Source organism: Bacillus sp. C-3-6 (assembly GCF_054509685.1).
The window spans coordinates 469695-496413 of the sequence record NZ_CM137247.1; the positions used below are offsets into that span (position 1 = coordinate 469695).

A 26719-nucleotide genomic window follows, 5' to 3' on the forward strand; every position below is an offset into this window, starting at 1 on the left:
ATTCCTCATTGCCTTTTAGTTTCTCTTCACTAATTTAATAATCTCATTCACAATAAGTGGAATGATACTTAATAAGAGAACAAATCCCCAATCTCGCATCGTTAATGCATGTACACCGAATATATTTGCAAGGGGCGGGATGGAGATGATACAAACTTGCATAAGAACACCGATAAGAAGGGAGAAAACTAAATATTTATTTGTAAAGATCCCAATTGAAAAAATTGATTTCGTTCTTGAACGCAAGTTAAATGAATGAACGAGCTGAGAAAAACTAAGAACGACAAATGCCATCGTTTGAGCGTGTAATAGTGCATCGTCATCAATTCGCTCTGGGAAAAGAGGAAATAAATTTGTATCTCCAGTATAGAATTTTGCTCCGGTGATAAAAGCTATTAGCGTTAAAAGTCCAATGATAACTCCATTGAAAATCAGGAAAGGAACGCTGCCATTAAATAAGCTTTCTTTCGCATGTCGTGGTTTTTCCTTCATCACATCTGGATCTTCAGGATCAACCCCAAGTGATAATGCAGGCAGTGTATCTGTAATTAAATTCACCCACAAAATATGAATAGGTCGTAGTGGTGTTGCCCAGCCGAGTAAAATCGCTAAAAATAAAGCGATAATTTCTCCGAAGTTACAAGAGAGTAGGAAGAGAATTGATTTTTTTATGTTACGATAAATATTTCTACCTTCTTCAACGGCTTTCACAATAGATGAGAAATTATCATCTGTTAACACGACGTCTGCTGCCCCTTTTGCAACGTCTGTTCCTGTAATGCCCATCGCAACGCCAACATCAGCTTGCTTTAAAGATGGTGCATCATTGACACCATCACCAGTCATAGAAACGATATTTCCTTTCGCGCGTAATGCCTTTACAATTTTCACTTTATGCTCTGGAGAGACTCTAGCGAATACATTTAAATGATTAATTTTGCTAGCTAGTTCTGTATCAGAAATGTTATCTAATTCAGTTCCAATCATAATTTCCGATATTTCTTCAGCAATGCCAAGTTCTTTGGCAATTGCAAAGGCGGTATCTTTATGGTCACCAGTAATCATAACTGTGCGAATACCGGCTTTTTTACATTCTTTAATTGAATCTTTCACTTCAGTTCGTGGTGGATCAATCATACCGACAAGACCAATAAAGATAAGATTTTTTTCAAGATGATTTATATCCACATCGTTTGAATTGTATTGTTTAAATGCGAATGAAAGTACTCTTAAAGCTTCTTGAGACATTGCTCCGGCAGCTTCTAATATTTGATTTTTATCAGAATCAGTTAAAATCTCGATTTTGCCGTTTTTAAAAATATGGGTACATCGAGGTAAGAGCTTATCAATAGCGCCTTTCGTCATGCTATAGTAGCTTTCATCGTATGTATGTACAGTTGACATCATTTTACGATCTGAATCGAAAGGTACTTCGTTAACACGTTCATGTATTTTTTCTAAATGATCTTTTTGCATGTTAAAAGTGGTTCCAGCAACGAGAAGTGCAATTTCAGTCGGGTCTCCCGTTTGTGATTCGTTATTGTAAGATGCATCATTACATAGCACCATATTTTCTAACAATAGACGTTGCGCATCATTATTTACATTTAAACTTTCTAAGCGATCGTATGTGTTATCACTATAAAAGTGAGTAACGGTCATTTTATTTTGCGTTAACGTACCTGTTTTATCTGAACAAATAATTGTGACAGAACCGAGGGCTTCAACAGCTGGTAGTTTGCGAATGATAACGTTTTGTTTAATCATACGTTGCACACCAATTGCAAGAACGATGGAAACGATAGCTGGCAAGCCTTCTGGAATAGCTGCAACGGCTAAACTAATAGCAGTCATAAACATTTCTAACGTATCCCGACCTTGTAAAAAACCGATGAGGAACATAACGATACAAATAGCTACAGCGACAAAGCCTAAATATTTTCCGACTTGTGCTAAGCTTTTTTGAAGTGGTGTCATATCATCGTCTGCTTCATGTAAAAGGGTAGCAATCTTACCAATTTGTGAGTTCATTCCAGTTTCAACAGCAACACCGACGCCTCTTCCATATGTTACAAGAGTAGACATAAAGGCCATGTTTTTTTGATCGCCGAGTGGTACTTGCTCATCACGTTGCATGGAAGGGTGGTAGATTGCATCTTTATCAACAGGGACAGATTCACCAGTTAGAGCAGATTCTTCAACTTTTAAATTTGCGGTTTCGATAAGGCGTAAATCGCATGGGATATATCGTCCGGCGTCGAGCATAACGATATCCCCTGGAACGACGTGTTCAGATGGAATTTCTTTTAGTTCACCATTTCTCTTGACGATAGCTTTAGGTGTTGCCATCTTTTTTAGTGCCTCTAAAGCTTGTTCTGCTTTCGATTCTTGGACAACACCGATAACAGCATTTAAAACTACAACAAGCGCGATAATACTGGCATCCGCCCATTCACCTACAAAGGCAGAAATAAGGGCAGCAATAATAAGTACATATACGAGGACGTCATTAATTTGGGCGAAAATACGCTGCCATAAAGTGCGTTTTTGTTTTGTAGCTAATTCATTAGAACCGTATTGCTTTAAACGTTCACTTACAATCTCATCTGTTAAACCGTGTTGTTCGTTTGTTTCTAGGTCAATCAATGTTTGATCTTTCGTCTTACTGTACCAATTGCTCATAAGTAAGCACCTCCAGTAAAAACAGTTAGCAATGGTAGTGTTGCTATTATTTGTGAGTAGTATGTATGGAGAAAAAATCTAAGGTGAGGTTCTACTTCTATTGTACAATATTTTACAGTTGGTTGAGGAAAAGAGAAGAGTTGTCATGAATTTGTTGGAAGTCAACTACCACCACTGAGATAGAGCCTTTCAGTGGGGGCTTGAGTTCGAACACTAGGTCTTTTCGTCTATCGCTAGACAGTTTGACGCTCTAGCATTCATGCTACCCTACGGTAACACCCCAAGTATGTTTTTGGCTGGTACTGGCAACGAACGATTGTTTTCCCACTTGCACCACCCTTTCGAAAAAGAGCAGTTCTCCCTTGAGGAAGAAGCCACCACTCAGATGAATCTGGCGTGTGCTACAAGCCCCGACGAGTCGAGTACACATAGATGGTTGACGCACCCACTAAGCTATGCGCGAAGCAACAGCCTTACGTTTTTGCACTTCTAATAGAATCGGCGTTTTCACTTTGAGATTGTCATCCAATTCTACAACTTCTGATTTTTTCAATGTATTCAGCGCACCATTCATATCAGCATGGATACATGTTCCTGCTTTACTTTGATATAGACCACGCGTAATTCGTTTGCCACTAAAGCGATACTGCGTTCTATCATCCTTAGACCAAACTGGAACCGGATCTTTATCCAGAAAACTAGCTTTTGAAGTATAGCTTTCTTCTTGTTTTAAAAAACGAATGCCTTCTTTTATGCATTTATTCTCAATTGCCGCAATCAATTTCTCAAATGGGATTTGAACAAATATTTGATTATTCTTTTCCCCCATATGAGATTTTTGTTTCCAACCAGCGTTATACCCTACAACAATCGTATCTATATCGAGTTCTTTCACTTTTTTGAACAACAGACCTACTGTTTGTGCAATGTAACCGTTTATTTGTCTTTCTCGTTTATGCCAAAGTGCGGCCATTTTATTCGTTACAATACGTTTTGAAATTCCATTGTTCATATTTTTCTGTTGGAGGTTACATATCATTTTGTTAAAGTATTGATTTATGGATTTTAGTTTTTTTCCATCAATTAAGAAGGCATCACCTGTATTGGTTACGCAACTTAACAATCTGTCTACACCTAAATCGCAACTCAAAGTGTTACTAGTGGTCGTAGGTGGTTTCTTCATTTGAGAAACGTGCATTTCATATGTATAATGCACCTCAAAGAACCGACCTTTTTGCTTTGGTACAATCTCAATGTAGGAGATGTTTTTATTTCTTAAGTTTTTTGGCATACGTATTTGAATGGAACCGAATTTTTTTCTGAATGCAACATTCATCGGAATCATCCAATACCCGTTCTCATCCACTTTTGGCACTTGATAGATTTCAATAATTCGTTTGTCAGTGGAACGAGAATAATTCGGAAACTTCGGACGACCTGTGAACTTCTCGGGATTTTTCTTCCACTGTTCCAATGCCTTAAAAAAGCTCTTCACTTCTGTAAATAAGGCTCTACGAATCGCTTGAACAGAGTTTGATTGAATGCCCGAGTAGTTCATATCATTTTGCATGGCAGTGTCCACTTCTTTGACAGTAGCCACCCTGTTATCGTTCAAATAACTTTGTTTTATCGTGTACAACCCAACATTTCGCAGTGCTTTTGAACTATGCGACATGCGCTGCAGTAAACGAAATTCTTTTGCAGTCAGGCAAGCTCGTCCGATATTCTGTTTCTGCGTGAATCGTTGCATCGTTTCTCTTTTCTTTTGTTTCCGTAATACTTTCACTGCCTTCTTTCTAGCCATTGTTTTCACCACCTTTCTCAGAGAGGTCATTACAATTATTTTTTTCCTAAGATCGTGTTTTTTCTTAGGAAAGAAATAATTTTGTAACTGTTAATTACCTTTGACAAATCAATATTTAGAACGGAACAAAATGTGAACATGGTCTTCAGCGTAATTCTTTTTGGTTCAAGCAGACAAATGATTATGATTATCCAAGTTCGTTGTCCTACGATATATTCCCTCCTTATCTAGGACAGATTATATCGTAAGACAAAAGAAACAAAATTGTTTCGTCTACCCGCTGACGGCAATTCATTTCCACCTGAATTGTTGGGCTTCACCCGTAACACAAATTAGATGGAGTCTTCTTGCCGAAAAGGATAAAAAAGAGCCCCATAAGCGAGGCCCTTTTTACTTTTTAATTAATGTACCTAATTCTTCTGTAATAGCTTGCATTTCACTAATGCTGAATGTTTCACGTTTCATAACATGATCATAAATGTCACGTAAATCTTCGTACATTTCTTCGTTAAAACTAGCAGCTCTCATCGCTCCAGCATTAACCATACGTAATTTTTCTTTAATAGCTTCGACCATGTATTCAACGTTTTCTTCTGACTTTACGGATAAATCCACCGAAGTGTCCCCCTTTAAAATAACATAAGGCTATCTTAACATTTTTTATCATTTTCGTTAATGGATCTTTTCAATCCTATTAAATTAGTAGGGATTTCCTTTATATTTCATAATTGGTTGTTTATACTATAAGTATATATGAAGAAATGCACCAAGAAGGGAAGAAACAAAAACATGGTTCAAGTATTGTTTGTTTGTCTTGGGAACATTTGCCGTTCTCCGATGGCAGAAGCGATTTTTCGAAATCTTGTCGTAAAAGAGGGACTTGAAGAGAAAATTGTCATTGATTCTGCAGGAACTGGAGATTGGCATGTTGGCCATCCGCCACATAAAGGAACACAAAAAATTTTAAAAGAAAATGCAGTCACTTTTGAAGGAATTAAAGCAAGGCAAGTAGAAAAAGAAGACTTAACAAAGTTTGATTATATTATTGCCATGGACAACAAGAATATAGCAGATTTAAAAAGTTTAGGTAAAACTGGAGGCTATATTGGTAGGCTGTCCGATTTTGTTCCAGACGGTGGCTGGACAGACGTTCCTGACCCTTACTATACAGGGAATTTCCAAGAAGTATATGACCTTGTAACAGAAGGGTGTGCAAAGCTATTAGCTTTCATTCGAAATGAACAAGGAATATGAGGAAGCTTAGAAAGAAATACTTTCTAACATAAGAAATGAAAGGGTGAAGGAATATGGCAAAGAAAAATAATATTGCTCGAAACATTGCGATTGGTGTAGCTGCAGGTGTAGCGGTATCCATGTTAAAGAAAGAAAACCGTGAAAAAGTAAAAAATACAGCAGAAAAAGCAAAAACAAAGATGATTGAAATTGGTGAAAATGCAAAGATCAAAGAAAAAGTGCAAACTGTTACAGATAAAGGACGCGAACTTGCTGATTTCAATGTGGTAAAAGCGAAAGTAGCAGAAATTAAAAAATTAACGCCATCTGTTGTAGAGACGTTAAAAGAAACGAAAGAAATTTTTAGTAAGAAAAAAGTTGAGCCAGAAGAAAAGCCAGAAACGATTGAAATTCAAGCTGTATCTCCAAAGGTAGATGAGCTGAAAGCAGAAGAAGAGCCAGTAGTTGCTGAAGATGGTGGTATGAAAGAAGCGCGTGAATTATTTATAAAAGACTCAAATGCAGTGGAAAAAAAAACTGAAGCGTACATTGAGTTAAAGCAAGATAAAGAAGAGAAGAAAAGCGTTTAAACATATATGAGAAAAATTTTAGAAAAGGTGAGAAGAAATCGTACTTATTCGTTTGGTAAAGATTTATATGACCGGACGATGCGCGATGATGTAGCGGGCTTGGCAGCACAGCTCGCTTATTTCTTCTTGCTTGCAATTTTTCCTGGGCTCGTTTTCTTAATTACGCTTCTTGGATTTATTCCCATTCAAACAGAGGATGTGCTTAGTTTATTAGAGGTTTATGTACCAGATGATGCAATGAACTTAATTGAGGTAAATGTAGATAAAGTTGTAAACCAGCAAAATGGTGGTTTATTATCATTTGGTTTATTATCCATGTTATGGTTTGCCTCAAATGGTGTTAATGCGGTTATGAATGCTTTTAACCGCGCTTATGACGTGAAGGAAACACGTTCTTTTATTACAACAAGAGCGTTATCAATTGTGTTTACATTAGCTATTATTTTTATGATTGTCTTTGCGTTAATTGTTCCGGTATTCGGACAAGTTATTGGAGCAGCAGTGTTTAAAGCACTCGGTTTATCAGATAGTTTTTCTTTCGTATGGAGCATTACACGATTAGTAGCGAGTTTCTTCGTACTATTTGCTTTGTTTAGTTTCTTATATACATTTGCACCAGATCGAAAGTTAAAAAGAAGAGAAGTTATTTCAGGGGCGTTATTTGCTACTGTAGGATGGATTGTGGTGTCTTACTCATTTGCTTATTATGTAGATAAGTTTGCGAATTACGCCAATACATATGGTGGTCTCGGTGGTATCATTATTTTAATGTTATGGTTTTATTTAACTGGATGGGTAATTTTACTTGGCGGTGAAATTAATGGTTTACTCCACCATTATAGAACTGGTGACAATAATTCCCGTAATGAATAATGAGTTCTTGTTCCATAATAAAAAGGAACAGGGGGGATATTTCATGAGTAATAATAAAAAGAACCATAATAATAAAAGTAATAATAAACAAAAGAGCAGTTCGCATCCAAAGCATAAAACGAGTAGCAGTGCGAACGGTCATAATAGCTATCACTAAAAAAAACGGGTCCTCTATGAGGGGCCCGTTTTATTTGCTTCCTTTTAGTAATCGTAAGCCATTCAAAATGACAAGAATCGTACTTCCTTCATGGCCAATAACACCGAATGGAAGAGCTAAAAATTGCAAGAAGTTTGAACAAATTAGCATGGCAATAACGACTAGCGAAAAGATTACGTTTTGCTTCACAATACGGTTCATTCGTTTTGATAAACGAATTGCTTGGGAAAGGCGAGATAGTTCGTTCTTCATCAGTACAACATCTGCAGTTTCTAAAGCTACATCTGTTCCTTCTCCCATTGCGACACCAATGCTAGCAGTAGCTAGTGCAGGTGCATCATTTATACCGTCTCCGACCATTGCTACTGTACCGTATTTTTCTTTTAACTTTTTAATCGTTTCAACTTTTGTTTCTGGTAAGCATGATGCGTAATATTCCTTTATATTACTTTCAGAGGCAATTGCTTTTGCCGTTTCTTCATTATCTCCAGTAATCATAATTGCTTCGACACCAATGCTTTGTAAATCACGAATAGCAGCTATTGTTTCTTGGCGAAGCGTATCTTTTAAAGCGATAAGTCCAAGAATGCCTCCCTCATCACTAATATAAACGACAGTTTTACCTTCTTTTTCAAGTGAGGCAGAAATACCATTATGAAATGTCTTTGTTTCTTCACCGATAAAATCAGCTTTACCTATTTTATAAGCGTTGTTTTCCAATATTCCTTTTAGACCAAAACCAGTTACATCTTCAACCTTTTCTGGTTTTTTTAAAGTGATGTCGTACGCATGTTGTGCATATTTAACAATGGATTCAGCTAAAGGATGTGTAGAGTGACTTTCAATTGATGCTGTAATAGAAAGTACTTCTTTTTCTGTTATATTTTCTCGAACATATACATCTGTTACGGTAGGTTTACCTTCTGTTAATGTTCCTGTTTTATCAAACGCGATTGCTTTCACAGAAGCAAGGCGTTCTAAATGTATACCGCCTTTAAAGAGAATACCGTTTCTCGCTCCGTTAGAAATGGCTGATAACGTAGCTGGTGTAATGGCAGCTACGAGCGCACAAGGAGATGCGACTACAAGTAAGATCATAGCGCGATAAAACGTTTCATTCCAGCTCCAGTCAAGTAAGAAATGAGGAACGAACATCATAAGCGCAACAACGAGTAGTACACCTTTTACGTATGTTCCTTCAAACTTTTCGATGAATAGTTGTGATGGTGATTTTTCACTTTGTGCACTTTGGACGAGACGGATAATCTTTTGGAATAATGTTTGATCGCTCGGCTTCGTAATTTTAACTTCGATAGCACCACGTAAATTTACAGTACCGGCAAATACTTCATCGCCATGTCTTTTCTCATTTGGAATAGGTTCTCCTGTGATTGCTGCCTCATCGATATTTGTTTCACCGTTATGAATCGTACCGTCAGCAGGAACACGTTCACCGGGTTTAATTAAAATAATGTCGTTAATTTGTAACTCTCCAACAGGAACACGTTCCTCAGTTCCGGTGGAAATACGTAATGCTTCTTCAGGTTGTAAGTCAAGAAGAGCGGAAATTTCTTTTTGGCTCTTACTTAACGTATAAGATTCCATAGCACCGCTGAGTGCAAAGATGAAGATTAAAATAGCCCCTTCTGCCCAGTAGCCAATAATTGCAGCACCGATAGCTGCAAAGAGCATTAGCATTTCAACATTTAGCTCTTTTTCTTCAATCGTATCTTCAATGCCTTCTTTAGCTTTTGCATATCCACCAACTATATAAGCAAGGATATAGCAAGTAATACCTACATTTATTGCATCGTTCTTTGTGAATAGCCAGCCAGCTAAAATAAAAATACCAGATGCCACTGCAAATACAAGTTCATAATGTTTTTTTAATGTGTCCCATAAAGAGGGATGAGAAATTGTTTCTTTTGCGTGTAACGTTTTTACTTCTGAGTTCATTACTACTCGCTCCTTCCGAATTCTTATTGAGAAAAATAATCAAAATCGAAACCCCTATAAAACGACGAAAGCTGCCATCCATAATGGATAGCAGCATTTCTGTTGAATCTGTTTTTAATCGTTCTTATGTTGTAATTATTCTATAGTATATCATATGTTTTTATGAGATGGTATGGTTTTGTTTCAAGTATAAACGGAAAACTTGTGTTTTCGCAATTCCTTTGGTATATATGAATATTGTTCATAAAAAGGTCGGAAAGGAAGACAACAAGTGAAGACAGAGAAATTTTTTACCCATCCGATTGGCGTATTTACTGCTGCAATAGTAGCAACTTTTTTATGGGGAAGCGCATTTCCTTTTATTAAATTAAGTTATGTTGAACTTGGAATTCAACCACAAGAAGTTGGAGAGCAAATATTATTTGCCGGTTATCGTTTCTTTTTATCTGGATTCATGCTCTTATTATTCTTTAAAGTATTAGGAAAAGATATGAGCTTCAAAAAAGGAACGGGGAAACAGTTAATACAAATTGGTTTATTCCAAACGTTTCTTCAATATATCTGTTTTTATATTGGAATGAGTTATAGTTCGGGAATTGAAGGAGCTATCATTTCAGGGACATCATCATTCTTTCAAATTTTACTCGCCCATTTTTTATATAAAGATGATGCCCTCAATATGAGAAAAATAATTGGCGTATCGATTGGCTTTTGTGGTGTCGTTTTAGTAAATGTGCCGAGTGATGGTAGCTTATCATTTCATTTTGGAATCGGAAGCTTATTACTTCTTAGTGCAGCAATGCTGTATTCATATGGAAACATATTAGCGAAAGAAGGTAGTAAAACGTTAGATGTTGGCTATATGACAGCATACCAAATGATGTTTGGTTCTATAGGATTATTATGTATAGGGGCTTTACAAGTTGGAGTAATGCCATTTACATTTAGTCTACATGCACTACTTATGCTGATTTATTTATCTTTCTTATCTGCAGCTGGTTTTTGCATTTGGAATACAATTATGAAGTACAATAAGGTTGGAAAAGTATCTATGTATATGTTCTTTATACCCGTATTTGGTGTGTTATTATCGAGCATGATTTTAGGTGAAGCAATTCATTCATTTGTGTTACTCGGTTTAGCATGTGTAGCCGCGGGAATTATTGTGGTAAATCGGAAGCCAGCTAAGCAAAAAATAGAGCAAGAAAAACAAGTAGCATAGAAAGCAGAAAAGCGATTACAATGGAAGAACAGTACTGTTCTTCTTTTTTTATAGAAAAAGGATAATAGACTAAGTGTAACGAAAAAAGATACAAAAAGCATTTATTGAGGAGAACATATTATGAATCTACTTTACGTGGTGTTAATTGGGCAAATACTTCTTTTTTTAATTGGTGCAATTTATGCAATGCGGCAGACAAAAAGAACGAAAGATAATATGCCGTTACCTTTAGCAATCCGTCTTATTCTTAGTTTTTCTTTAACAGGTAGTGCAATTTGGATATGGTTACAAGATCCATCTGTAGAGTATAGTACGTGGGTTGCACTTGGTATGACTTTATCGACTGTGGGAGATTTGTTTATGGCTGGGCTGATTCCAATTGGTCACAGGTTAATTGGTGGGATGGTTACTTTCGCTCTTGCTCATTGTTTTTATGTAAAAGCATTTTTACAAACAGGAATTTCGTGGAATGGTTTTTGGATTGGTTTACTCGTATATGGGCTCTTTCTAATTGTAGGATGGTTCTTCTTTATCCGAAATGATAAACAGGATAAATTGTTTACGATAGGAGCTCTAATTTACGGATTGTGGGTTGGAGGAATGGCTTGCTTTGCATTCGCCTTATATTATGAAAATACAGGAATATGGTGGATACCAGCGTTTGGTGGTTTACTGTTTGTGATTTCTGATTTTATTATTGGTGTGACAGATATCGGAGGGCGTAAATTGAAGTATGAGCCACTTTGGATTTGGTTTACATACGTAGCTGCTCAAATGTGTATTGTATATGTGGGATTATAAAAAGATACTCTCAAAAATAGTGGATAGACTATTTTGAGAGTATCTTTTTTGCTTGTTTAATTTGATCAGTATTACCATTTTTAAATTTCTAATATTATAATTTTATAATTCAGAATTTTGTAGAAAAATATCGGTTGTATTATTTATAATAAAAGTAAAAAGATGATGAGATGGTGAAATGATGCGAAAGAAAAAACGTTGGCGTGAATTCTTTGGAACTATTGCAATTGCATGTTTATTGGTGTTTTTGGCGAAAATTTTTGTGTTTTTCCCTACGACTGTAAAAGGAGCATCTATGAGGCCAACGTTGCAAGATGGAGATAAGGTAATTGTTAATAAGTTAGCAAAACAATTTGAAAGCTATGGGAGAGAAGACATTATTGTTGTGAAAACAGATAATTTTTATGTCAAAAGAGTGATTGGATTATCTGGAGATATAATTGAGATGAGAAATGATCAATTATATGTAAATTATGAAGTGAAAGATGAAGAGTATTTGGATAGTAATAAAAAACAAGCAGAAAAAAAACTTATGAATTTAACAGAGGACTTTGGACCGATTACAGTTCCTAAAAATAAGATTTTTGTTATGGGAGATAATCGCTTAATAAGTAAAGATAGTAGAAATGGTTTAGGTTTTATTGATAGAGAAGATGTGTTAGGAAAGTTAGCAGGCATTTATTATCCGTTTGAACATATGAAAATAATAAAGTAAAAAACCAAGCAAATTTTAGTTTGCTTGGTTTTTTTGTTAAACAGTAGGAGATTCGTTAGATACAAACATATCTTCATGTTTCTTTGTAGTACTTAAAACGAATTTATGTTGTAGCAATTGGAGTTTAAATAACGCCAAAGGATCATGATATGTTTCTGGATTGCTTCTTAGCGTTGCTAATGTTTGCTCGTCTTCCTTTATCTCAAGTTGAGCTGCATCTACATTTTGTTTCAATATGTTAAGTGGATCTTTAAAGAACATCATGATATCACGTTCTAATGCACCTTCAAATACTTCAAATTGTAGGAAGAATTGTTTTGAAATTGTGTGAGCAATTTCTGTATAGTCTTCTGTTTCAATATATTGTTTATATTTGTTGGCGAGCATAGATTGGTTTTTTTGCATATTACCAAATAATTTTCCGGCACTTTTTAAGAAAAACTGTGTCGGTGTAAAGCGTAATAAAATATTGATGTTCGTTACTGTAATTCGATTTGTCATTCGTGCAACATCTCGATTCCAATCATCTAATAATTTGAAATCGCAAGGAAGTTTCATACGTTCTTCTTTATATAATTTATTAAACGTTTCACTCATTTCATCTAAATAAGCTTGAGCTTGAATAAATTCATTATGTGCTGTTTCAATCCATTCTTGAATAGACCCAGTAAATTTAGGAAGAAGTACCTGTTGTACATGCTTTTGAACTCGTTCATTCATTGCAGCATTTAATTCTTCATGAACTAGTTTGAAATCACTATCTTCTTGAACAAGATCAGAGCAGCTCTGTAATAATTCAGGAATTTGAGAATGTATATCTCGTGTAATTTCTTCTTTCGTTAAAAGATAGGATTCGGTAATAGAGCGAATTTTATCTTTTTCAAGAGCAGTAAGGTTATTAATAAATCCAGTAAGTTTCACTGAGATGTGTTTATTCCAGCGTACGGATTTTACTAATGTATTTTCTAATTCCACACGTTCATTTATGAGATAAGCAATTGTCTTTTGCGTAAACCATATTAGCTTTTCTATACGTTCTTTTTCTATATCACGTTTTGCAAGATTAGAGAGAATAGATTCTGTTACATCTCCAAGTTGCTGACTACTCTCTTGCGAAGGAGAGTATGGGAAGAATTGTGCATCTGGAAAATGTACTTTAAGTTTACTAATTAGTTTTTCATTAGTAGTCGTATTATTTGTGTGTAATACGAAGTGAATTTGTAAGTTTGGTACTTGTTCACGTAAATAAATTAACGTATCAATTTCTTCACTATGCAATGGTGAAGAAGAATTTAATACGTAAACAAGGCTATCTGCTGCTTGTAAGTATTCAAAGTATGCATTGTTTTTATCCAATTGTCCTTGAATGGATGGTGTAATAAGAAATGTAAACTTATTTTTTCTTAAAAATCTACTTGGTAGCTTAATTTCTATACATTTTTTCTCAAGTTCTGACTGAGCAGATGTAGCCGCTATTTGATGGAATTCATCAAGGTTAGAGATATTTCTGATATCTAACTCGGTAAATTCTGTTATTTCAGTTTGACTAGCGTCTTTAAATAGAATAGGAGTTGTTAAAGTTTCAGTTAAGATGTTCTCTCCTAATATTGAATTAACAAATGATGTTTTATCATGGTCACTAGTTCCAGCTATTAGTAGTGGTGTGACATTTAAATCACATAGTTCATGGACGAGTAGCGTAAATTGATGACTTAAATCTACATCATTTTTCTCAGCCCATACAGCGATTGTTTCGAATAAATGAGAAACTATTTCCATATTTACATCTGCTTCAGCTGATGTATTAGAAAGTAAGGATCCAGCACTTTTTACGAGTAATGATTCTAAGGTTGTAGGTGAGACTTCATTCCATGCTAATACTGCTGCAGAGACAACTAGAGAATCTTTTGCTTTCGTTAAACTGAACCAATTTGTTAATAGATTTGGTACAAGTCCGTTTAATTCATGCATAAAATGATTTCCGGTAATTAATGCAAAGTATGTTTCTTGATAGCGAGTAGAAATTTCATTCCAATCGTCATTATTGTCTGTTTCAATATGCAAGAATAAATGATTAATACTTTGAATCCAAGGAAGGTATAAGGATTCATGTTGGTAGCTATTCCAAAGAGCAATAACAAGTTCTTTAAATTGAGCTTGATCAACAGCATATAGAGCTTTTAAAGACTCATAGAAATATTCAGGCTTAATATTTTTAGTAAATCCTTTGTTTATGTAATTTATTAATGTATCAAACCAGTGTAAAGATTGTGTTCGAATACCTTCTTGAACAGCTAGTTCGATAGCGTTGTTCCAATCTTCTTGTTTTTCATAGAAAGAACGTGCAATTGCAGTAATGTTTGGGTAATCCGGTTGGAATGCAACAGCTTCACTAATCGTCTTAAAAGCAAGTCCTAAACGATCTTGTTCGATATAAAGAGAAAGAAGTTGTAATGAAACTTCCATCGTAAGAGTTGTATCTTCTGTTTGAATAGATTGATAAATTTCTTCTGCCTTTGGTAGGAATCCTAGTTCAAAATAAGCATCTGCAATATTTTTTGTTGCCCAAAGTGCAAGAGTATTATTAACTTTTTCCCATTTAAATATAGCTGCTTCAAAATCTTTATTTTGATAATAAAATTCACCTTGAGCAAATCGAATATTAGAAATGTTGGAGAATTCATTTTTAGATTCATTTATATATGCTTCACCGAGTACTTCCGATGCAGGAGTAGAAGTTTCTTCTGTTAAAAATGTTTTATAGTAAACTTTTTGAATAAATTGATTTTCAATGGTCATGTTCGTTCCCCCCTGTATAATTTAGAAAAATGATGTTGTATGTAAAAGGGTTCATGTTCTTTTAATAGGTAGAAGTTGGATTATATAGACCAAACTATGTTTTTGCTAGATATATCATTTTTCTTGAGAGTTAAACCGTTGCGAAAAGTAACTTTCCTTTATTGTAACAAAAAAACACGCATATGAATTTTTATTTTTTATCAGGACATTTGCAGGCAGTAAGAATCTAATCTCAAAATTAGTGAATGTAAGTGAGTTATGTGGGAGTCGGGATGTCTGTAGAAGCAAGATTGGTATAGGTTAATAATTACAAAACTCCCACTGATTAAAGTTTCACTTTATCTCTGTTAAAGGAAAGAATAGAAGTAGAGTTCATTATAAAAACAATGTATAGTGAATATGTATACCATGTTTGCCTTAAAGATAGAAAGGGTACAATGTGGAATAACGATCGTGCATAGGATGTGTCTTCCGAATGGAACAACATATTGGCGAGTTAATCGCGCATTATGGCTATTTTGGAATTGTTATAGCTTTGGCTGGTGGGATTGTCGGATTACCGATACCAGACGAGTTTTTATTGACCTTTGTTGGTTATAATGTTTCAAAAGGAGTTATGTCAGGAACTGCTGCTTTTTTAAGTGGGATGGCTGGTGCGATGTTAGGGATCACGTTAAGCTACATATTAGGTTTAAAACTTGGGCTCCCTGTTTTAAAGAAATATGGGCCGAAAATTAGAATTAAAGAACATCACATTGAAAAAACACATATTTTATTTGAAAAATATGGGCCATTTCTTTTAATGATTGGTTATTTTATACCGGGAGTACGTCATTTAACAGCATATTTTGCTGGGGTATCAAATTTGACACTTTGGCGTTTTTGTTTGTACGCTTACGGTGGTGCGCTCATTTGGATAAGTGTTTTTATTGGGCTTGGCTGGAAGTTAGGCGAGAAGTGGCGCTTCGTTGAGTATAGTTTACATCATTATGGAATATGGATTTTATTAATTTCAGCAGTTGTTACATGTGTTGTATGGTTTTATATAAAGAAAAAGAAAAACCGCTAATAGCGGTTTTTTTAGCTGAAAGCAATAAATAATACACCAGCTGTAATAAAGACTACACCAACGCCGGTCATAAAGTTTAACTTTTCACCGAGTATAATCATAGCGAGAATGATAGAAAATACGACGCTTAATTTATCGACAGGAGCTACTTGTGAAACCTTTCCTGTTTTGAGGGCAAGAAAATAAAATAGCCATGACGAAGCACCTGCAATCCCACTTAATGTGATAAATAGCAGTGCTTTTTTATTTAGCAGTACGTCGCCGATATTTTGAAATTTACCTTGTATGATAATAACGCCTATCATAAATAATGCCATAATAATAGATCGAATTGTTGTTGCAACGTTTGCATCGATTCCGTCTAAACCAAACTTTCCAAAAATCGATACAAGGGCAGCAGCAATTGCTGATAATAGTGCAAACAAGAGCCACGAACTCATAGTAAAATCCCTCCAATCTTACAGTATTATACATGAAAATGATTCTCATGTATAAAGTTGAAGCAATTGAGGTTTATAGGAAGCACGACTTCAACTTAACTTCTTGTTCCACCTGAATTTTAAGGTGGGAGTTTGACTGCCCGCAAATAGTGGGCTAAATAACGAAATAATCCCCACCTTATATTTTTAATAAGGTGGGGATTATTATACTACTCTGCAATTTCCTCATATAAAAAGTACGTTACATTATAAATATGTTCTACTTCATCGTCTGTCATAAACAGTAATTCGTCACGCTCAATCCCTTTTTTCTTTTCAATAAACTCAATCATGTTTTTGCGTTCTTCTCTCTTCATCAATTTTATTTCTCCTCTCAATCTGTTTTAATACAGTTTATTTAAGTTACTGCTATTATATAACAGAATCTTTAGAAAGTTCCACCTATTTTATTGTTTTTTTCAAAAGAACTTTTCGACAAAACAAGCCCACCTAAGGGGGGCTTGTTTTATTTTATAGTCGTAAAAACTCAGGCTCCGTCGTACCGGCACCATCGATGTAATAAATTGTGTCGGGATTAATTTTTATCAATACGTAATTAGGGTCTTCAGGACCGAGTAACCAACGTTTTAAGCTATTATTCCAAAACTTGTTTTTTAATGTTGAGTCTTCCTCGATTGAAGCTAACCCTTCAACTTCAATATAATCTTCATCTAATTTTTTTCCTTCTCGTCCGAGTAATACATGGACATTAGGATTGTTTTCAATATCTGTTATCTTTTTTGATTTCCGATCTGTTGCAATATATAACACAAAATCTTCGTGGAAAAACATCATAAAGGCACTATGAGGTTTATTTTCACGTACAGTAGATAATACACCAGTTCGTTGACCGCATATAATAGTTTCAATTTTTTCTTTTAAATGCATGCTTTTAGCCTCTTTTCATACTTTGTAGTTTTCTTCGTCAAAATAAGAATGAAGTATCTTTCATACTCTTTTCATCAAGATGATTTTTTAAACGTAATTGTGATGAAATCGGACAAGTTAGGAGAAGAATAATAATAATATTGAGGAGAAATACATACGATGGAAGGGTGCAAAGCATGTTTAATAAAATATTTCTTATAGTAGCACTTATAGGTGTACCACTATCTGTACTTGGAAAAACACTTCATTGGCCAGAAACAATTATGTTCGCTGTGTATTGTATTACGATTATCGCGTTAGCTGGTTTTATGGGGAGAGCAACAGAGAGTTTAGCAATTGTATCTGGTCCTAGAATAGGCGGATTATTAAATGCTACTTTCGGTAATGCTGTTGAACTTATCATTTCAATTTTTGCACTTCAAGCAGGGTTAATTGAAGTGGTGTTAGCTTCTTTAACGGGTTCTGTACTTGGAAATTTATTATTAGTAGGAGGACTATCCTTCTTTGTAGGTGGACTTAAATATAAAAGGCAAAGCTTTAACGTTTACGATGCAAGGCATAATTCAGCTTTATTAATATTTGCTGTTGTCGTAGCCTTTGTTATTCCAGAGATCTTTTCAATGAAGATGGACGCTGGCAAGACGTATCAATTAAGTATAGGTGTTTCTATTATTATGATTATCATGTACCTTGCTGCATTACTATTTAAGTTAGTTACGCACCGTGGTGTATATCAACATAAAAGTGACGAAGTAGCGCATGAAGAAGAGCCAGAGTGGTCGAAAGGGAAAGCACTCCTTATTTTAGCGATAGCAACACTGGCAGTAGCTTATGTGTCAGAGGCGCTCGTGCATACTTTTGAAACTGTTGCAAAATCATTTGGTTGGTCAGAATTATTTATAGGGGTTATTATCGTTGCAATTGTTGGAAATGCAGCGGAACATGCATCTGCAATTATTATGGCTTATAAAAATAAAGTAAATATTGCAGTCGAAATTGCAATAGGTTCTACATTACAAATCGCCATGTTTGTTGCTCCTGTACTAGTATTGCTATCTATGTTCTTCGCGCAGAGGATGCCTTTAGTATTTACCATACCAGAACTTGTATCTATGATTACAGCTGTTTTCTTAACGATTGCGATTTCAAATGATGGAGATACAAACTGGTTTGAAGGCGGCACTTTACTAGCGGCGTATGTCATTATGGGAATTGGTTTTTATTTATTATGAAAAATAGGCATAACAATTGTGCTCAGAGAAAACAATAAACAAAGTAGTATATATACCTTTACATAGGAAGGAGCCAGACAGGTGAAACGAGTATACAGCATATGTCTTTCAACTATGGTCTCGTTTATTTTATTATTTCCTAACATGAGTTTTGCAAAGACAACAGTAGGAACAAAAATGCCTTCATCTGTTTTAAATATTTCAAAAGACAATACATTTCCAAATGATGCGCAAGATTTGCCACGTTTACAGCCAAGTAAGTTTGCTCAAGAACTATTGAAAACAGCTAATATTAAAATTGAAAATCCAGACTTAATTCGGATGTTTAATGAAACGACAATTTCAAATGCGCCGCTTGCAGTAGGGTACCGGGCAAAAATTTATTTAGGTCAATGGGCTTTACATTATGAATCAGTAGACACATCGATTAATTGGGAATATAAACAAGTGAATCGAAATGTGTATGATAATCGCGGAGGAGACCGTTTATATCCACTTCGCTATAAGCAAGAAACACAAAAGACGGTTGAAGGCGATTTAACAGCAGATATGAAAGATGCTGCAGATGTGAAAAAAATGATGCTTCTCAAAGCGCTTGAAAAAGTACAATTGCCCCTTTCGTTTAAAACAACTATTGGTTATGGTACTGGACATGAGCGTGTGTATAATATTAGTCCGAGTCAACTCGGATATTTATACGCTTATACACCAGCAGTAAATGAAAAGGGAAAAGTAACATTTGGAGAAGTGTATCTTGTATTAAAGGGAAATCAAAAAAGACTTGTTGTGAAAAATATTACTTCTCAAGGAATTGGAGCGGCGATTCCAATTCATGATCATTTATTTTTTAAATTCATTTCTTCTTCCCACTCGCAATAACATAAAAAAACGTCAGCTTATAAGCTGACGTTTTTTTTATAATGTAATGTTTGCTGTTTTTGATAAGAAATCTTCTGTCGGATAGTAGCTGTTTTTTACAAGAACATTTGGTCCAAGACATTTTACTGCAGGACAGTGACAGCTTAATGATTTTGCTGTTTTTGAAGCACTCCATTTGTCATATGCTTCTTGTAATGTGTTTGTTTGTATGTTTCCTAGAAGTGGAACATCACCAAAGTCCGTCACAATAATATTTCCATCGAAAATATTTACATTTAAACGAGAACGGCCATCTGGATCATTACGAACAGTGACATTTTTGCTCTCTTGTAATTTTTTAAATGTGGCAATGTCTCGCTCGTCATCGCTACAAGCATAGAAAGGTAACGTTCCAAATAACATCCATACATTTTCATCACGAATTTCTAGTAAATGCTCAATAGCATCACGAATTTCAGCTTTTGTTAAAATCTCTAGATTACTCGCGAAGTCACTTGGATACATTGGGTGAACTTCATGACGTTTACAGCCCATCTCTTCGACGATTTGACGGTGAATATGTTCAATATGTGGTAGAGTTCTTTTGTTTAACATTGTTTCGGCCGATACAAGTACACCTGCATCTGATAGAGCCTTACTATTTGTAATCATTCTTTCGAATAATTTTGCACGTTGTTCGTAAGTAGGTTTACGCTCCATCATTGCAAATCCGCCTTCAACGAAGTCATCAATTGTTCCCCAGTTATGAGAGATATGCAACACGTCTAAATAAGGAATAATTTGTTCGTAACGTGCTAAATCTATAGTTAAGTTAGAGTTGATTTGAGTGCGAACGCCTCGTTCATGGGCGTATTTTAAGAGTGGTGTTACATAGTTGTCGACGGATTTTTTTGAAAGCATAGGTTCTCCGCCAGTAATACTTAAAGAACGTAAATGAGGAATCTCATCTAATCGTTTTAATAAAAGATCCATCGGAAGCGGATTTGGGTCTTTCGGCTGTAACGTGTAACCAACAGCGCAATGCTCACAGCGCATATTGCATAACGTCGTCGTTGTAAATTCAACATTTGTTAATAGTAGTTTGCCGTACTCTTCAAGGTCCATATACGCTTCCCATGGATCGTAAGAAGGAGTAATCGGCTTCATTTTTTGTGATATCGTCATATGAAATACTCCTTTGACTATTGAAATAACAATTTGTCCATTCTCTATAATAGAAGAATATGTGCTTTTTATAAAGTGAAACTTTTTAGCGTGAAAAGAGAGAGGGCTTACATTATAGTGGATGACTGTGACAAAATTGATGAAATTTCATGCCCATAGCAATCATTTTTGCGGTATAATAAAAGCAACTCGAATTAAAAGGAGAGTGCCTTCATGGGAAAAGCAATTCAAGATAAAGATACACAATTAGTATATTTAAAAGAGCGTTTAAATATGTTCATTGAAGTAATTGATACAATTGAACCTGAAGAAGTAGAATTAGAAGATGTAGATCGTCTTCTTGCAATGTTAGATGAATTAGAATTAAAATGTGAGCAATTTAAAAAAGACGAATAATATATTAAAAAGGCTGCCAATTCCAATTTGGTAGCCTTTTTCTGTGCGGATAATAGAAGGACGATAGAAAAAGAGGTATAATCAAGTTGTGAAAAATTTCATTTATGCTTTAATAGCGTGAAACAAATAAAAAGCTAAAGAGCATAACAATGGAATTTTCAGCTCATAACGTTTTGGTAGCGTTCACAATTGAGGGGGAAGTAACAATGGAAAAGCTTCAAGAAAGCATGTATCAACTAATTGTTGAAACGTCAACGAACTTACCGAAAGATGTTCGTCATGCGATTCAACAAGCGAAAGAGCGAGAAAATGCAGGGACTCGTTCTGCGATGGCACTTGGCACAATTACAAATAATATTAAAATGGCTGATGATAACATCTCACCGATTTGCCAAGATACAGGGATGCCAACGTTTAAAATTTATACACCAGTTGGTGTGAATCAATTAAAGTTGAAGGAAGCTATCTATAATGCGCTTGAGCGGGCGACAAAAGATGGTAAACTTCGTCCAAATTCTGTTGACTCTCTTTTTGGAGACAATAGTGGAAATAATTTAGGACCAGGTACACCGGTTATTAAGTTTGAACAATGGGAAAAAGATTATATTGATGCACGTTTAATCCTAAAAGGTGGTGGCTGTGAGAATAAAAATATTCAATATAGCTTACCGTGTGAACTAGAAGGACTTGGACGAGCTGGCCGTGATTTAGAAGGAATTCGTAAATGCCTTCTTCATGCAGTATACCAGGCACAAGGTCAAGGATGTAGTGCTGGTGTAATTGGTGTTGGTATCGGGGGAGACCGCACATCAGGTTATGAATTAGCAAAAAATCAATTATTCCGTACATTAGATGATGTCAATCCAGTACCAGAGTTACAACAACTTGAAGAGTACGTATTAGAAAATGCGAATAAGCTTGGCATTGGTACAATGGGATTTGGTGGAGAAACAACTTTACTGGGCTGTAAAATTGGCGTGTATAACCGCCTGCCGGCTAGCTTCTACGTATCTGTGGCGTATAATTGCTGGGCATATCGCCGCCTAGGTGTAACAATCCATCCTGAAACAGGTGAAATTATGGATTGGTTATATCAAGAGGGTGAAGATACACTTCAGCATGAAGCACAAGAAAAAACAGAGCAACGTGAGATTGTATTACAAGCACCAATTACAGAAGAGCAAATTCGTGGACTTCGCGTTGGTGATGTTGTAACAATTAATGGCATGATGTATACAGGTCGTGACGCAATCCATAAGCATTTAATGGATAATGATTGTCCAGTAGATTTAAATGGACAAATTATTTACCACTGTGGTCCAGTTGTTGTGAAAGATGACAATGACAATTGGCAAATTAAAGCGGCGGGTCCAACGACAAGTATTCGTGAAGAACCGTACCAAGGCGATATTATGAAGAAATTTGGTATTCGCGCTGTTATTGGAAAAGGCGGTATGGGTGCGAAAACATTAGCGGCTTTAGAAGAACACGGCGGCGTGTACTTAAACGCAATTGGCGGTGCGGCGCAATATTATGCTGAATGTATTAAAGAAGTGAAAGATGTTGATTTCTTACAATTTGGTATTCCAGAAGCAATGTGGCATTTACGCATTGAAGGTTTTAAAGCAGTTGTAACGATGGACTCTCATGGTAATAGTTTACATGCAGATGTTGATAAAACATCACTTGAAAAATTAGCGAGCTTTAAAGAGCCGGTATTTAAATAAACAAAAATGCATCTCGAATCTTTCGAGATGCATTTTTTGGTATATATAGAAAAACATGCACAGCATGAAAGTAAGTAAGGAAACAGAAACTACAGGTACGATTATATATGGAAAGGAGACTATTTATGAAATATAAATGGTTATATATCGGTCTCATTTTTTCAATTATGATGGCACTTGTTCCAGTTTCGGCATTGGCTTATACAAATACTCCACATAACTGGGGAATCCCGCGTCCTAAAAATGAAACAGTACCAGATGCAGGAAAGTTATATACGGATTTACTGCAAAAAAATGGCGGGTTTTATTTAGGAGATACGAAGAAAAAAGATATTTATTTAACATTTGATAATGGATATGAGAATGGATACACAGGGAAAATCTTAGATGTATTAAAAGAGAAAAAAGTACCAGCAACTTTTTTTGTAACGGGGCATTACATTAAAACACAAAAAGATTTATTGTTAAGAATGAAGAATGAAGGACACATTATTGGAAATCATTCTTGGAGTCATCCTGATTTTACAGCGGTAAATGATGAGAAGCTTCGTGAAGAATTGACGAGTGTAACGGAAGAAATTAAAAAAGTAACTGGGCAAAAAGAAGTGAAATATGTACGTCCTCCGCGCGGCGTATTTAGTGAAAGAACGTTAGCTCTTACGAAAGAAATGGGCTACTATAATGTATTTTGGTCACTTGCATTTTTGGATTGGAAAGTGGATCAGCAAAGAGGATGGCAATATGCGCATAATAATGTTATGACGATGATTCACCCAGGATCTATTTTATTACTTCATGCAATATCAAAAGATAATGCAGAAGCACTTGCGAAAATCATTGATGATTTGCGCGAGAAAGGGTATCATTTTAAAAGTCTAGATGACTTAGTAAAAAGCAATCAACCGTAAGCATGTATGCTTACGGTTTTCTCATGCTATAATGATGTGTAAAAAGGATGGGGAAACGTATGTGGAGCGAACATGTTACGTTAGAGTATCCGTATCATTTTGAAGAAGTATTAAAACGTTTATCTTTTGATCCTCTTAACGTCATTCAATTAGATGAGAAAGTCATTTATATCCCGCTTTGTATAGACGAGGAACAGGTTATTGTTCGCTTGCAAGGGATTGGTACTGTTCAAAATCCACAGTTTTGGATTTCTAGTCAGACAGGAAATCCGGAGAAAGTTATGAAACGAATGAGGGCCATTTTTCATTGGAATGAACCGTTTCAAGATATACAAAATCATTTTTTAAACACATCATTACGTCCACTATTTGAAACATATGCTTATACTCCAATTATTTTAGAATTTGATTATTTTGCTTGTCTTCTTCGCTGTATCATTCACCAACAAATAAATTTGAAATTTGCTACTGTGTTAACAGAACAATTTGTGAAACGGTATGGAATAGAGAAGAACGGTGTATTCTTTTTCCCCACTCCGGAAATAGTAGCAAATATTTCAATAGAAGAATTGAGAGAGCAGAAGTTTAGTCAGCGAAAGGCTGAATATATAGTAGGATTAGGTCGAAGTATTGTCAGTGGTACATTAAATTTAGCGAGTATAGAAAATGAGACGGAAGAAGAAGTTTCAGCACAATTGTTGCCAATTAGGGGAATTGGTGCATGGACAGTGCAAAACTTTTTAATGTTTGGGCTTGGACGGAAAAATATGTTCCCGAAAGCGGACATTGGGATTCAGCGTGCAGTGCAAGGTATATTTCAATTAGATGATAAACCTGATGATGTATTTTTAGAAAAAGTGAAACAAGAGTGTGAACCATACTGCAGTTATGCAGCGTTATATTTATGGAAAAGTATAGAGTAGAGGTGTAATAATGATACAAAAGCAACATGAGAGTAAGTTGGAAGTTGGTCAAACGTTTCCTGTGACAATTAAACGTCTTGGGATTAACGGAGAAGGCGTTGGTTATTTTAAGAGACAAGTTGTTTTCATTCCAGGGGCATTACCAGGAGAAGAAGTTGTTGCAGAAACAACGAAAATTCAGCGTGGCTTCGCTGAAGCGAAAGTGAAAAAAGTTCGTAAAGCTTCACCGCATCGTGTGAAAGCACCGTGTCCAGTATATGAGGAGTGTGGCGGTTGTCAGCTGCAACATTTAGATTATAAAGAACAATTGAATCAAAAGCGTGATATTGTTGTACAAGCATTTGAGAAGTACATGAAAAACAGTATGGAAGAGAAAATTCGTCCAACGCTTGGCATGGAAAATCCATGGCATTACCGTAATAAGAGTCAATTACAAGTGGGGCGTAAAGACGAAAAGGTTATTACAGGGCTATATAAACAAAACTCACATCAGTTAATTGATATTGCTCATTGTATGATTCAACATAAAGCAACGAATGAAGCGACAAAAGTTGTAAGACGTATTTTAGAAAAATTAAATGTTTCTATTTACAATGAGAAAAAACAAAAAGGTTTAGTACGCACAATTGTAACACGTACTGCAGTTCAAACAGGGGAAGTACAAGTTACACTTATTACAACAAAAGAAGAATTACCAAATAAAGAACAATTTGTTGCAGAAGTACAAAAACAGATGCCAGCGGTTAAATCAATTATGCAAAATGTAAACTGGCGTAAAACATCTGTTATTTTTGGAGACAAAACATTTAAATTAGCTGGAAAAGAAGTAATTCAAGAAACACTTGGCGATTTATCATTTGAATTATCAGCACGTGCATTCTTCCAATTGAATCCAGAACAAACAGTTGTTTTATATGATGAAGCGAAAAAAGCAGCTGCGTTAACAGGCGATGAGAAAATTGTAGATGCGTATTGTGGTGTTGGTACAATCGGACTTTGGCTTGCGAACGATGCAGCGGAAGTACGTGGTATGGATGTAATTCCAGAAGCGATTGCAGATGCAAGGAAAAATGCGAAGCGTCACGGATTTACAAATACGAAATATGAAGCAGGTAAAGCTGAACAATGGTTACCGAAATGGGTAAAAGAAGGATGGCGTCCAGATGTAATTGTTGTCGATCCACCACGTACAGGTTGCGATGATAAATTACTGGAAACAATTTTAAAAGTGAAGCCGAAACAAGTTGTGTATGTGTCTTGTAATCCTTCTTCATTAGCACGTGATGTACAAGCATTAATGAAGAGCTATGAAGTGGAGTATGTGCAACCAGTTGATATGTTCCCGCATACAGCTCACGTAGAAAATGTAGTGAAGCTTGTTAGAAAGTAAAGTTTATTAATATTCCCTCATGGTATGAGGGAATATTTTCTATGAAGGAGAATATTATGCATAATTATAAATTAACGATTCAGTACGATGGTGCACGTTTTAAAGGATGGCAACGTCTCGGTAATAATGATAATACGATTCAAGGGAAAATTGAAAGTGTCATATCTGAAATGGTCGGAAAAGAAATTGAAATTATCGGTTGTAGTAGAACAGACGCTGGTGTACATGCTTTGAATCAAGTTGCTAACTTTCAAAGTGATGAGAAGTTAGTGGAACATAAAGTGAAAAAATATTTAAATCAATATTTACCTAACGATATTAGCATTACGAATGTGGAAGAAGTACATGATCGCTTCCATGCTCGTTACAACTCTAAAGCAAAAACATATCTGTATAAAATTTGGAATGAAGAGCATACAAATCCATTTATGCGTAAATACAGCATGCATGTGAATAAAAAATTAAATGTGGAAAGCATGAAAGCAGCTGCGAAACATTTAGTTGGTTCACATGATTTTACTGCTTTTTCAAATGCGAAATCAAAGAAAAAATCTATGGTTCGAGAAGTATATACACTTGATGTGATGGAAGAGGCAGGGTTTGTAAAAATTAGAGTAAGTGGTAACGGCTTCCTTCATAACATGGTAAGAAAAATTGTTGGGGCATTAATTGAAGTTGGATTAGGACAATTAGATGCTGAAGCAATTCCAAACATTTTAGAGGAAAAGCAGCGCAATCAAATTAATTGTCTTGCTGAGGCAAGTGGGTTGTATTTAGAGAATGTTGAGTTTTAATGGCAAATAAAAAAATCGGGCTAAGTAGCTCGATTTTT

General features: G+C 35.4%; 24 protein-coding genes. 15 read left to right on the forward strand and 9 right to left on the reverse strand.

Annotated features, from left to right (window positions below):
• Nucleotides 1–15 precede the first annotated feature (15 nt).
• The 3 genes from ACW0JX_RS02390 to ACW0JX_RS02400 all read right to left on the reverse strand — a co-directional run bounded on the left by ACW0JX_RS02390 (nucleotide 16) and on the right by ACW0JX_RS02400 (nucleotide 5101).
• Nucleotides 16–2682, reverse strand: coding sequence for a cation-translocating P-type ATPase (locus ACW0JX_RS02390; RefSeq protein ID WP_459245317.1), 2667 nt, complete (start codon nucleotides 2680–2682; stop codon nucleotides 16–18).
• A 448-nt stretch (nucleotides 2683–3130) separates the two neighbouring features.
• Nucleotides 3131–4486 (reverse strand): RNA-guided endonuclease TnpB family protein, encoded by a 1356-nt coding sequence (locus tag ACW0JX_RS02395; protein WP_459245318.1) that lies wholly within the window; start codon nucleotides 4484–4486, stop codon nucleotides 3131–3133.
• 390 nt (nucleotides 4487–4876) lie between these two features.
• Nucleotides 4877–5101: a DUF1128 domain-containing protein gene (locus tag ACW0JX_RS02400; protein ID WP_000366196.1), complete on the reverse strand. Its 225-nt coding sequence runs from the start codon at nucleotides 5099–5101 to the stop codon at nucleotides 4877–4879.
• Nucleotides 5102–5275: 174 nt separating this feature from the next.
• Here ACW0JX_RS02400 and ACW0JX_RS02405 point away from each other — a divergent pair, with 174 nt between their 5' ends.
• The 3 genes from ACW0JX_RS02405 to ACW0JX_RS02415 are packed head-to-tail and all read left to right on the forward strand — an operon-like array spanning nucleotide 5276 to nucleotide 7182.
• A complete protein-coding gene (locus tag ACW0JX_RS02405; RefSeq protein WP_000250916.1) occupies nucleotides 5276–5740 on the forward strand; it encodes a low molecular weight protein-tyrosine-phosphatase in 465 nt (154 codons plus the stop codon).
• A gap of 53 nt (nucleotides 5741–5793) precedes the next feature.
• A complete protein-coding gene (locus ACW0JX_RS02410) occupies nucleotides 5794–6309 on the forward strand; it encodes a DUF4075 domain-containing protein (RefSeq protein ID WP_001085387.1) in 516 nt (171 codons plus the stop codon).
• 6 nt (nucleotides 6310–6315) lie between these two features.
• Nucleotides 6316–7182, forward strand: coding sequence for a YihY/virulence factor BrkB family protein (locus tag ACW0JX_RS02415; protein ID WP_001226536.1), 867 nt, complete (start codon nucleotides 6316–6318; stop codon nucleotides 7180–7182).
• Nucleotides 7183–7369: 187 nt separating this feature from the next.
• Here ACW0JX_RS02415 and ACW0JX_RS02420 read toward each other — a convergent pair whose 3' ends face one another.
• A complete protein-coding gene (locus ACW0JX_RS02420; protein WP_089170359.1) occupies nucleotides 7370–9295 on the reverse strand; it encodes a heavy metal translocating P-type ATPase in 1926 nt (641 codons plus the stop codon).
• 271 nt (nucleotides 9296–9566) lie between these two features.
• Between ACW0JX_RS02420 and ACW0JX_RS02425 the strand changes: the two genes are divergently transcribed.
• The 3 genes from ACW0JX_RS02425 (at nucleotide 9567) to lepB (ending at nucleotide 12033) form a co-directional block, all read left to right on the forward strand.
• A complete protein-coding gene (locus ACW0JX_RS02425) occupies nucleotides 9567–10517 on the forward strand; it encodes a DMT family transporter (protein ID WP_089170360.1) in 951 nt (316 codons plus the stop codon).
• 120 nt (nucleotides 10518–10637) lie between these two features.
• Nucleotides 10638–11318: a lysoplasmalogenase gene (locus ACW0JX_RS02430; protein ID WP_001051080.1), complete on the forward strand. Its 681-nt coding sequence runs from the start codon at nucleotides 10638–10640 to the stop codon at nucleotides 11316–11318.
• A gap of 178 nt (nucleotides 11319–11496) precedes the next feature.
• Nucleotides 11497–12033, forward strand: coding sequence for a signal peptidase I (lepB, locus tag ACW0JX_RS02435; protein WP_459245319.1), 537 nt, complete (start codon nucleotides 11497–11499; stop codon nucleotides 12031–12033).
• A gap of 36 nt (nucleotides 12034–12069) precedes the next feature.
• On the opposite strand, the gene ACW0JX_RS02440 is transcribed toward lepB, so the two are convergent.
• Nucleotides 12070–14832 (reverse strand): tetratricopeptide repeat protein, encoded by a 2763-nt coding sequence (locus ACW0JX_RS02440; protein WP_098126322.1) that lies wholly within the window; start codon nucleotides 14830–14832, stop codon nucleotides 12070–12072.
• 475 nt (nucleotides 14833–15307) lie between these two features.
• Here ACW0JX_RS02440 and ACW0JX_RS02445 point away from each other — a divergent pair, with 475 nt between their 5' ends.
• Complete coding sequence (locus ACW0JX_RS02445) at nucleotides 15308–15901, forward strand: DedA family protein (RefSeq protein WP_000434876.1); 594 nt, start codon at nucleotides 15308–15310, stop codon at nucleotides 15899–15901.
• Nucleotides 15902–15912: 11 nt separating this feature from the next.
• On the opposite strand, the gene ACW0JX_RS02450 is transcribed toward ACW0JX_RS02445, so the two are convergent.
• From ACW0JX_RS02450 to ACW0JX_RS02460, 3 genes are all read right to left on the reverse strand, one after another.
• Entirely contained in the window at nucleotides 15913–16341 is a 429-nt protein-coding gene (locus ACW0JX_RS02450) for an EamA family transporter (RefSeq protein WP_000100295.1), read from the reverse strand.
• A 209-nt stretch (nucleotides 16342–16550) separates the two neighbouring features.
• Nucleotides 16551–16697, reverse strand: a complete 147-nt coding sequence (locus ACW0JX_RS02455) for a BH0509 family protein (protein ID WP_000817786.1) — start codon at nucleotides 16695–16697, stop codon at nucleotides 16551–16553.
• Between the two features lie 154 nt (nucleotides 16698–16851).
• On the reverse strand, nucleotides 16852–17268 hold the full coding sequence (locus tag ACW0JX_RS02460) for a pyridoxamine 5'-phosphate oxidase family protein (RefSeq protein WP_016083647.1): 417 nt from the start codon (nucleotides 17266–17268) through the stop codon (nucleotides 16852–16854).
• Between the two features lie 176 nt (nucleotides 17269–17444).
• Here ACW0JX_RS02460 and cax point away from each other — a divergent pair, with 176 nt between their 5' ends.
• Nucleotides 17445–18500, forward strand: coding sequence for a calcium/proton exchanger (gene cax, locus ACW0JX_RS02465; protein ID WP_000482133.1), 1056 nt, complete (start codon nucleotides 17445–17447; stop codon nucleotides 18498–18500).
• An 81-nt stretch (nucleotides 18501–18581) separates the two neighbouring features.
• Nucleotides 18582–19379: a YfkD famly protein gene (locus tag ACW0JX_RS02470; protein ID WP_002083605.1), complete on the forward strand. Its 798-nt coding sequence runs from the start codon at nucleotides 18582–18584 to the stop codon at nucleotides 19377–19379.
• 36 nt (nucleotides 19380–19415) lie between these two features.
• On the opposite strand, the gene yfkAB is transcribed toward ACW0JX_RS02470, so the two are convergent.
• Nucleotides 19416–20543 carry a radical SAM/CxCxxxxC motif protein YfkAB gene (gene yfkAB, locus ACW0JX_RS02475; RefSeq protein WP_000156022.1) on the reverse strand — a complete coding sequence of 376 codons (1128 nt, stop codon included), beginning with the start codon at nucleotides 20541–20543 and terminating at the stop codon, nucleotides 19416–19418.
• A gap of 213 nt (nucleotides 20544–20756) precedes the next feature.
• On the opposite strand from yfkAB, the gene ACW0JX_RS02480 reads away from it, so the two are divergent.
• The 6 genes from ACW0JX_RS02480 to truA all read left to right on the forward strand — a co-directional run bounded on the left by ACW0JX_RS02480 (nucleotide 20757) and on the right by truA (nucleotide 26681).
• A complete protein-coding gene (locus tag ACW0JX_RS02480; RefSeq protein ID WP_000513558.1) occupies nucleotides 20757–20939 on the forward strand; it encodes an SE1561 family protein in 183 nt (60 codons plus the stop codon).
• Nucleotides 20940–21145: 206 nt separating this feature from the next.
• Complete coding sequence (fumA, locus tag ACW0JX_RS02485) at nucleotides 21146–22666, forward strand: class I fumarate hydratase (RefSeq protein WP_459245320.1); 1521 nt, start codon at nucleotides 21146–21148, stop codon at nucleotides 22664–22666.
• Nucleotides 22667–22791: 125 nt separating this feature from the next.
• Nucleotides 22792–23574, forward strand: coding sequence for a delta-lactam-biosynthetic de-N-acetylase (gene pdaA, locus ACW0JX_RS02490; RefSeq protein ID WP_000875959.1), 783 nt, complete (start codon nucleotides 22792–22794; stop codon nucleotides 23572–23574).
• Nucleotides 23575–23633: 59 nt separating this feature from the next.
• Nucleotides 23634–24497, forward strand: coding sequence for a DNA-3-methyladenine glycosylase family protein (locus ACW0JX_RS02495; RefSeq protein WP_459245321.1), 864 nt, complete (start codon nucleotides 23634–23636; stop codon nucleotides 24495–24497).
• 10 nt (nucleotides 24498–24507) lie between these two features.
• On the forward strand, nucleotides 24508–25887 hold the full coding sequence (rlmD, locus tag ACW0JX_RS02500) for a 23S rRNA (uracil(1939)-C(5))-methyltransferase RlmD (RefSeq protein WP_089170364.1): 1380 nt from the start codon (nucleotides 24508–24510) through the stop codon (nucleotides 25885–25887).
• A 56-nt stretch (nucleotides 25888–25943) separates the two neighbouring features.
• Nucleotides 25944–26681, forward strand: coding sequence for a tRNA pseudouridine(38-40) synthase TruA (gene truA / locus ACW0JX_RS02505; RefSeq protein WP_459245322.1), 738 nt, complete (start codon nucleotides 25944–25946; stop codon nucleotides 26679–26681).
• Nucleotides 26682–26719 lie beyond the last annotated feature (38 nt).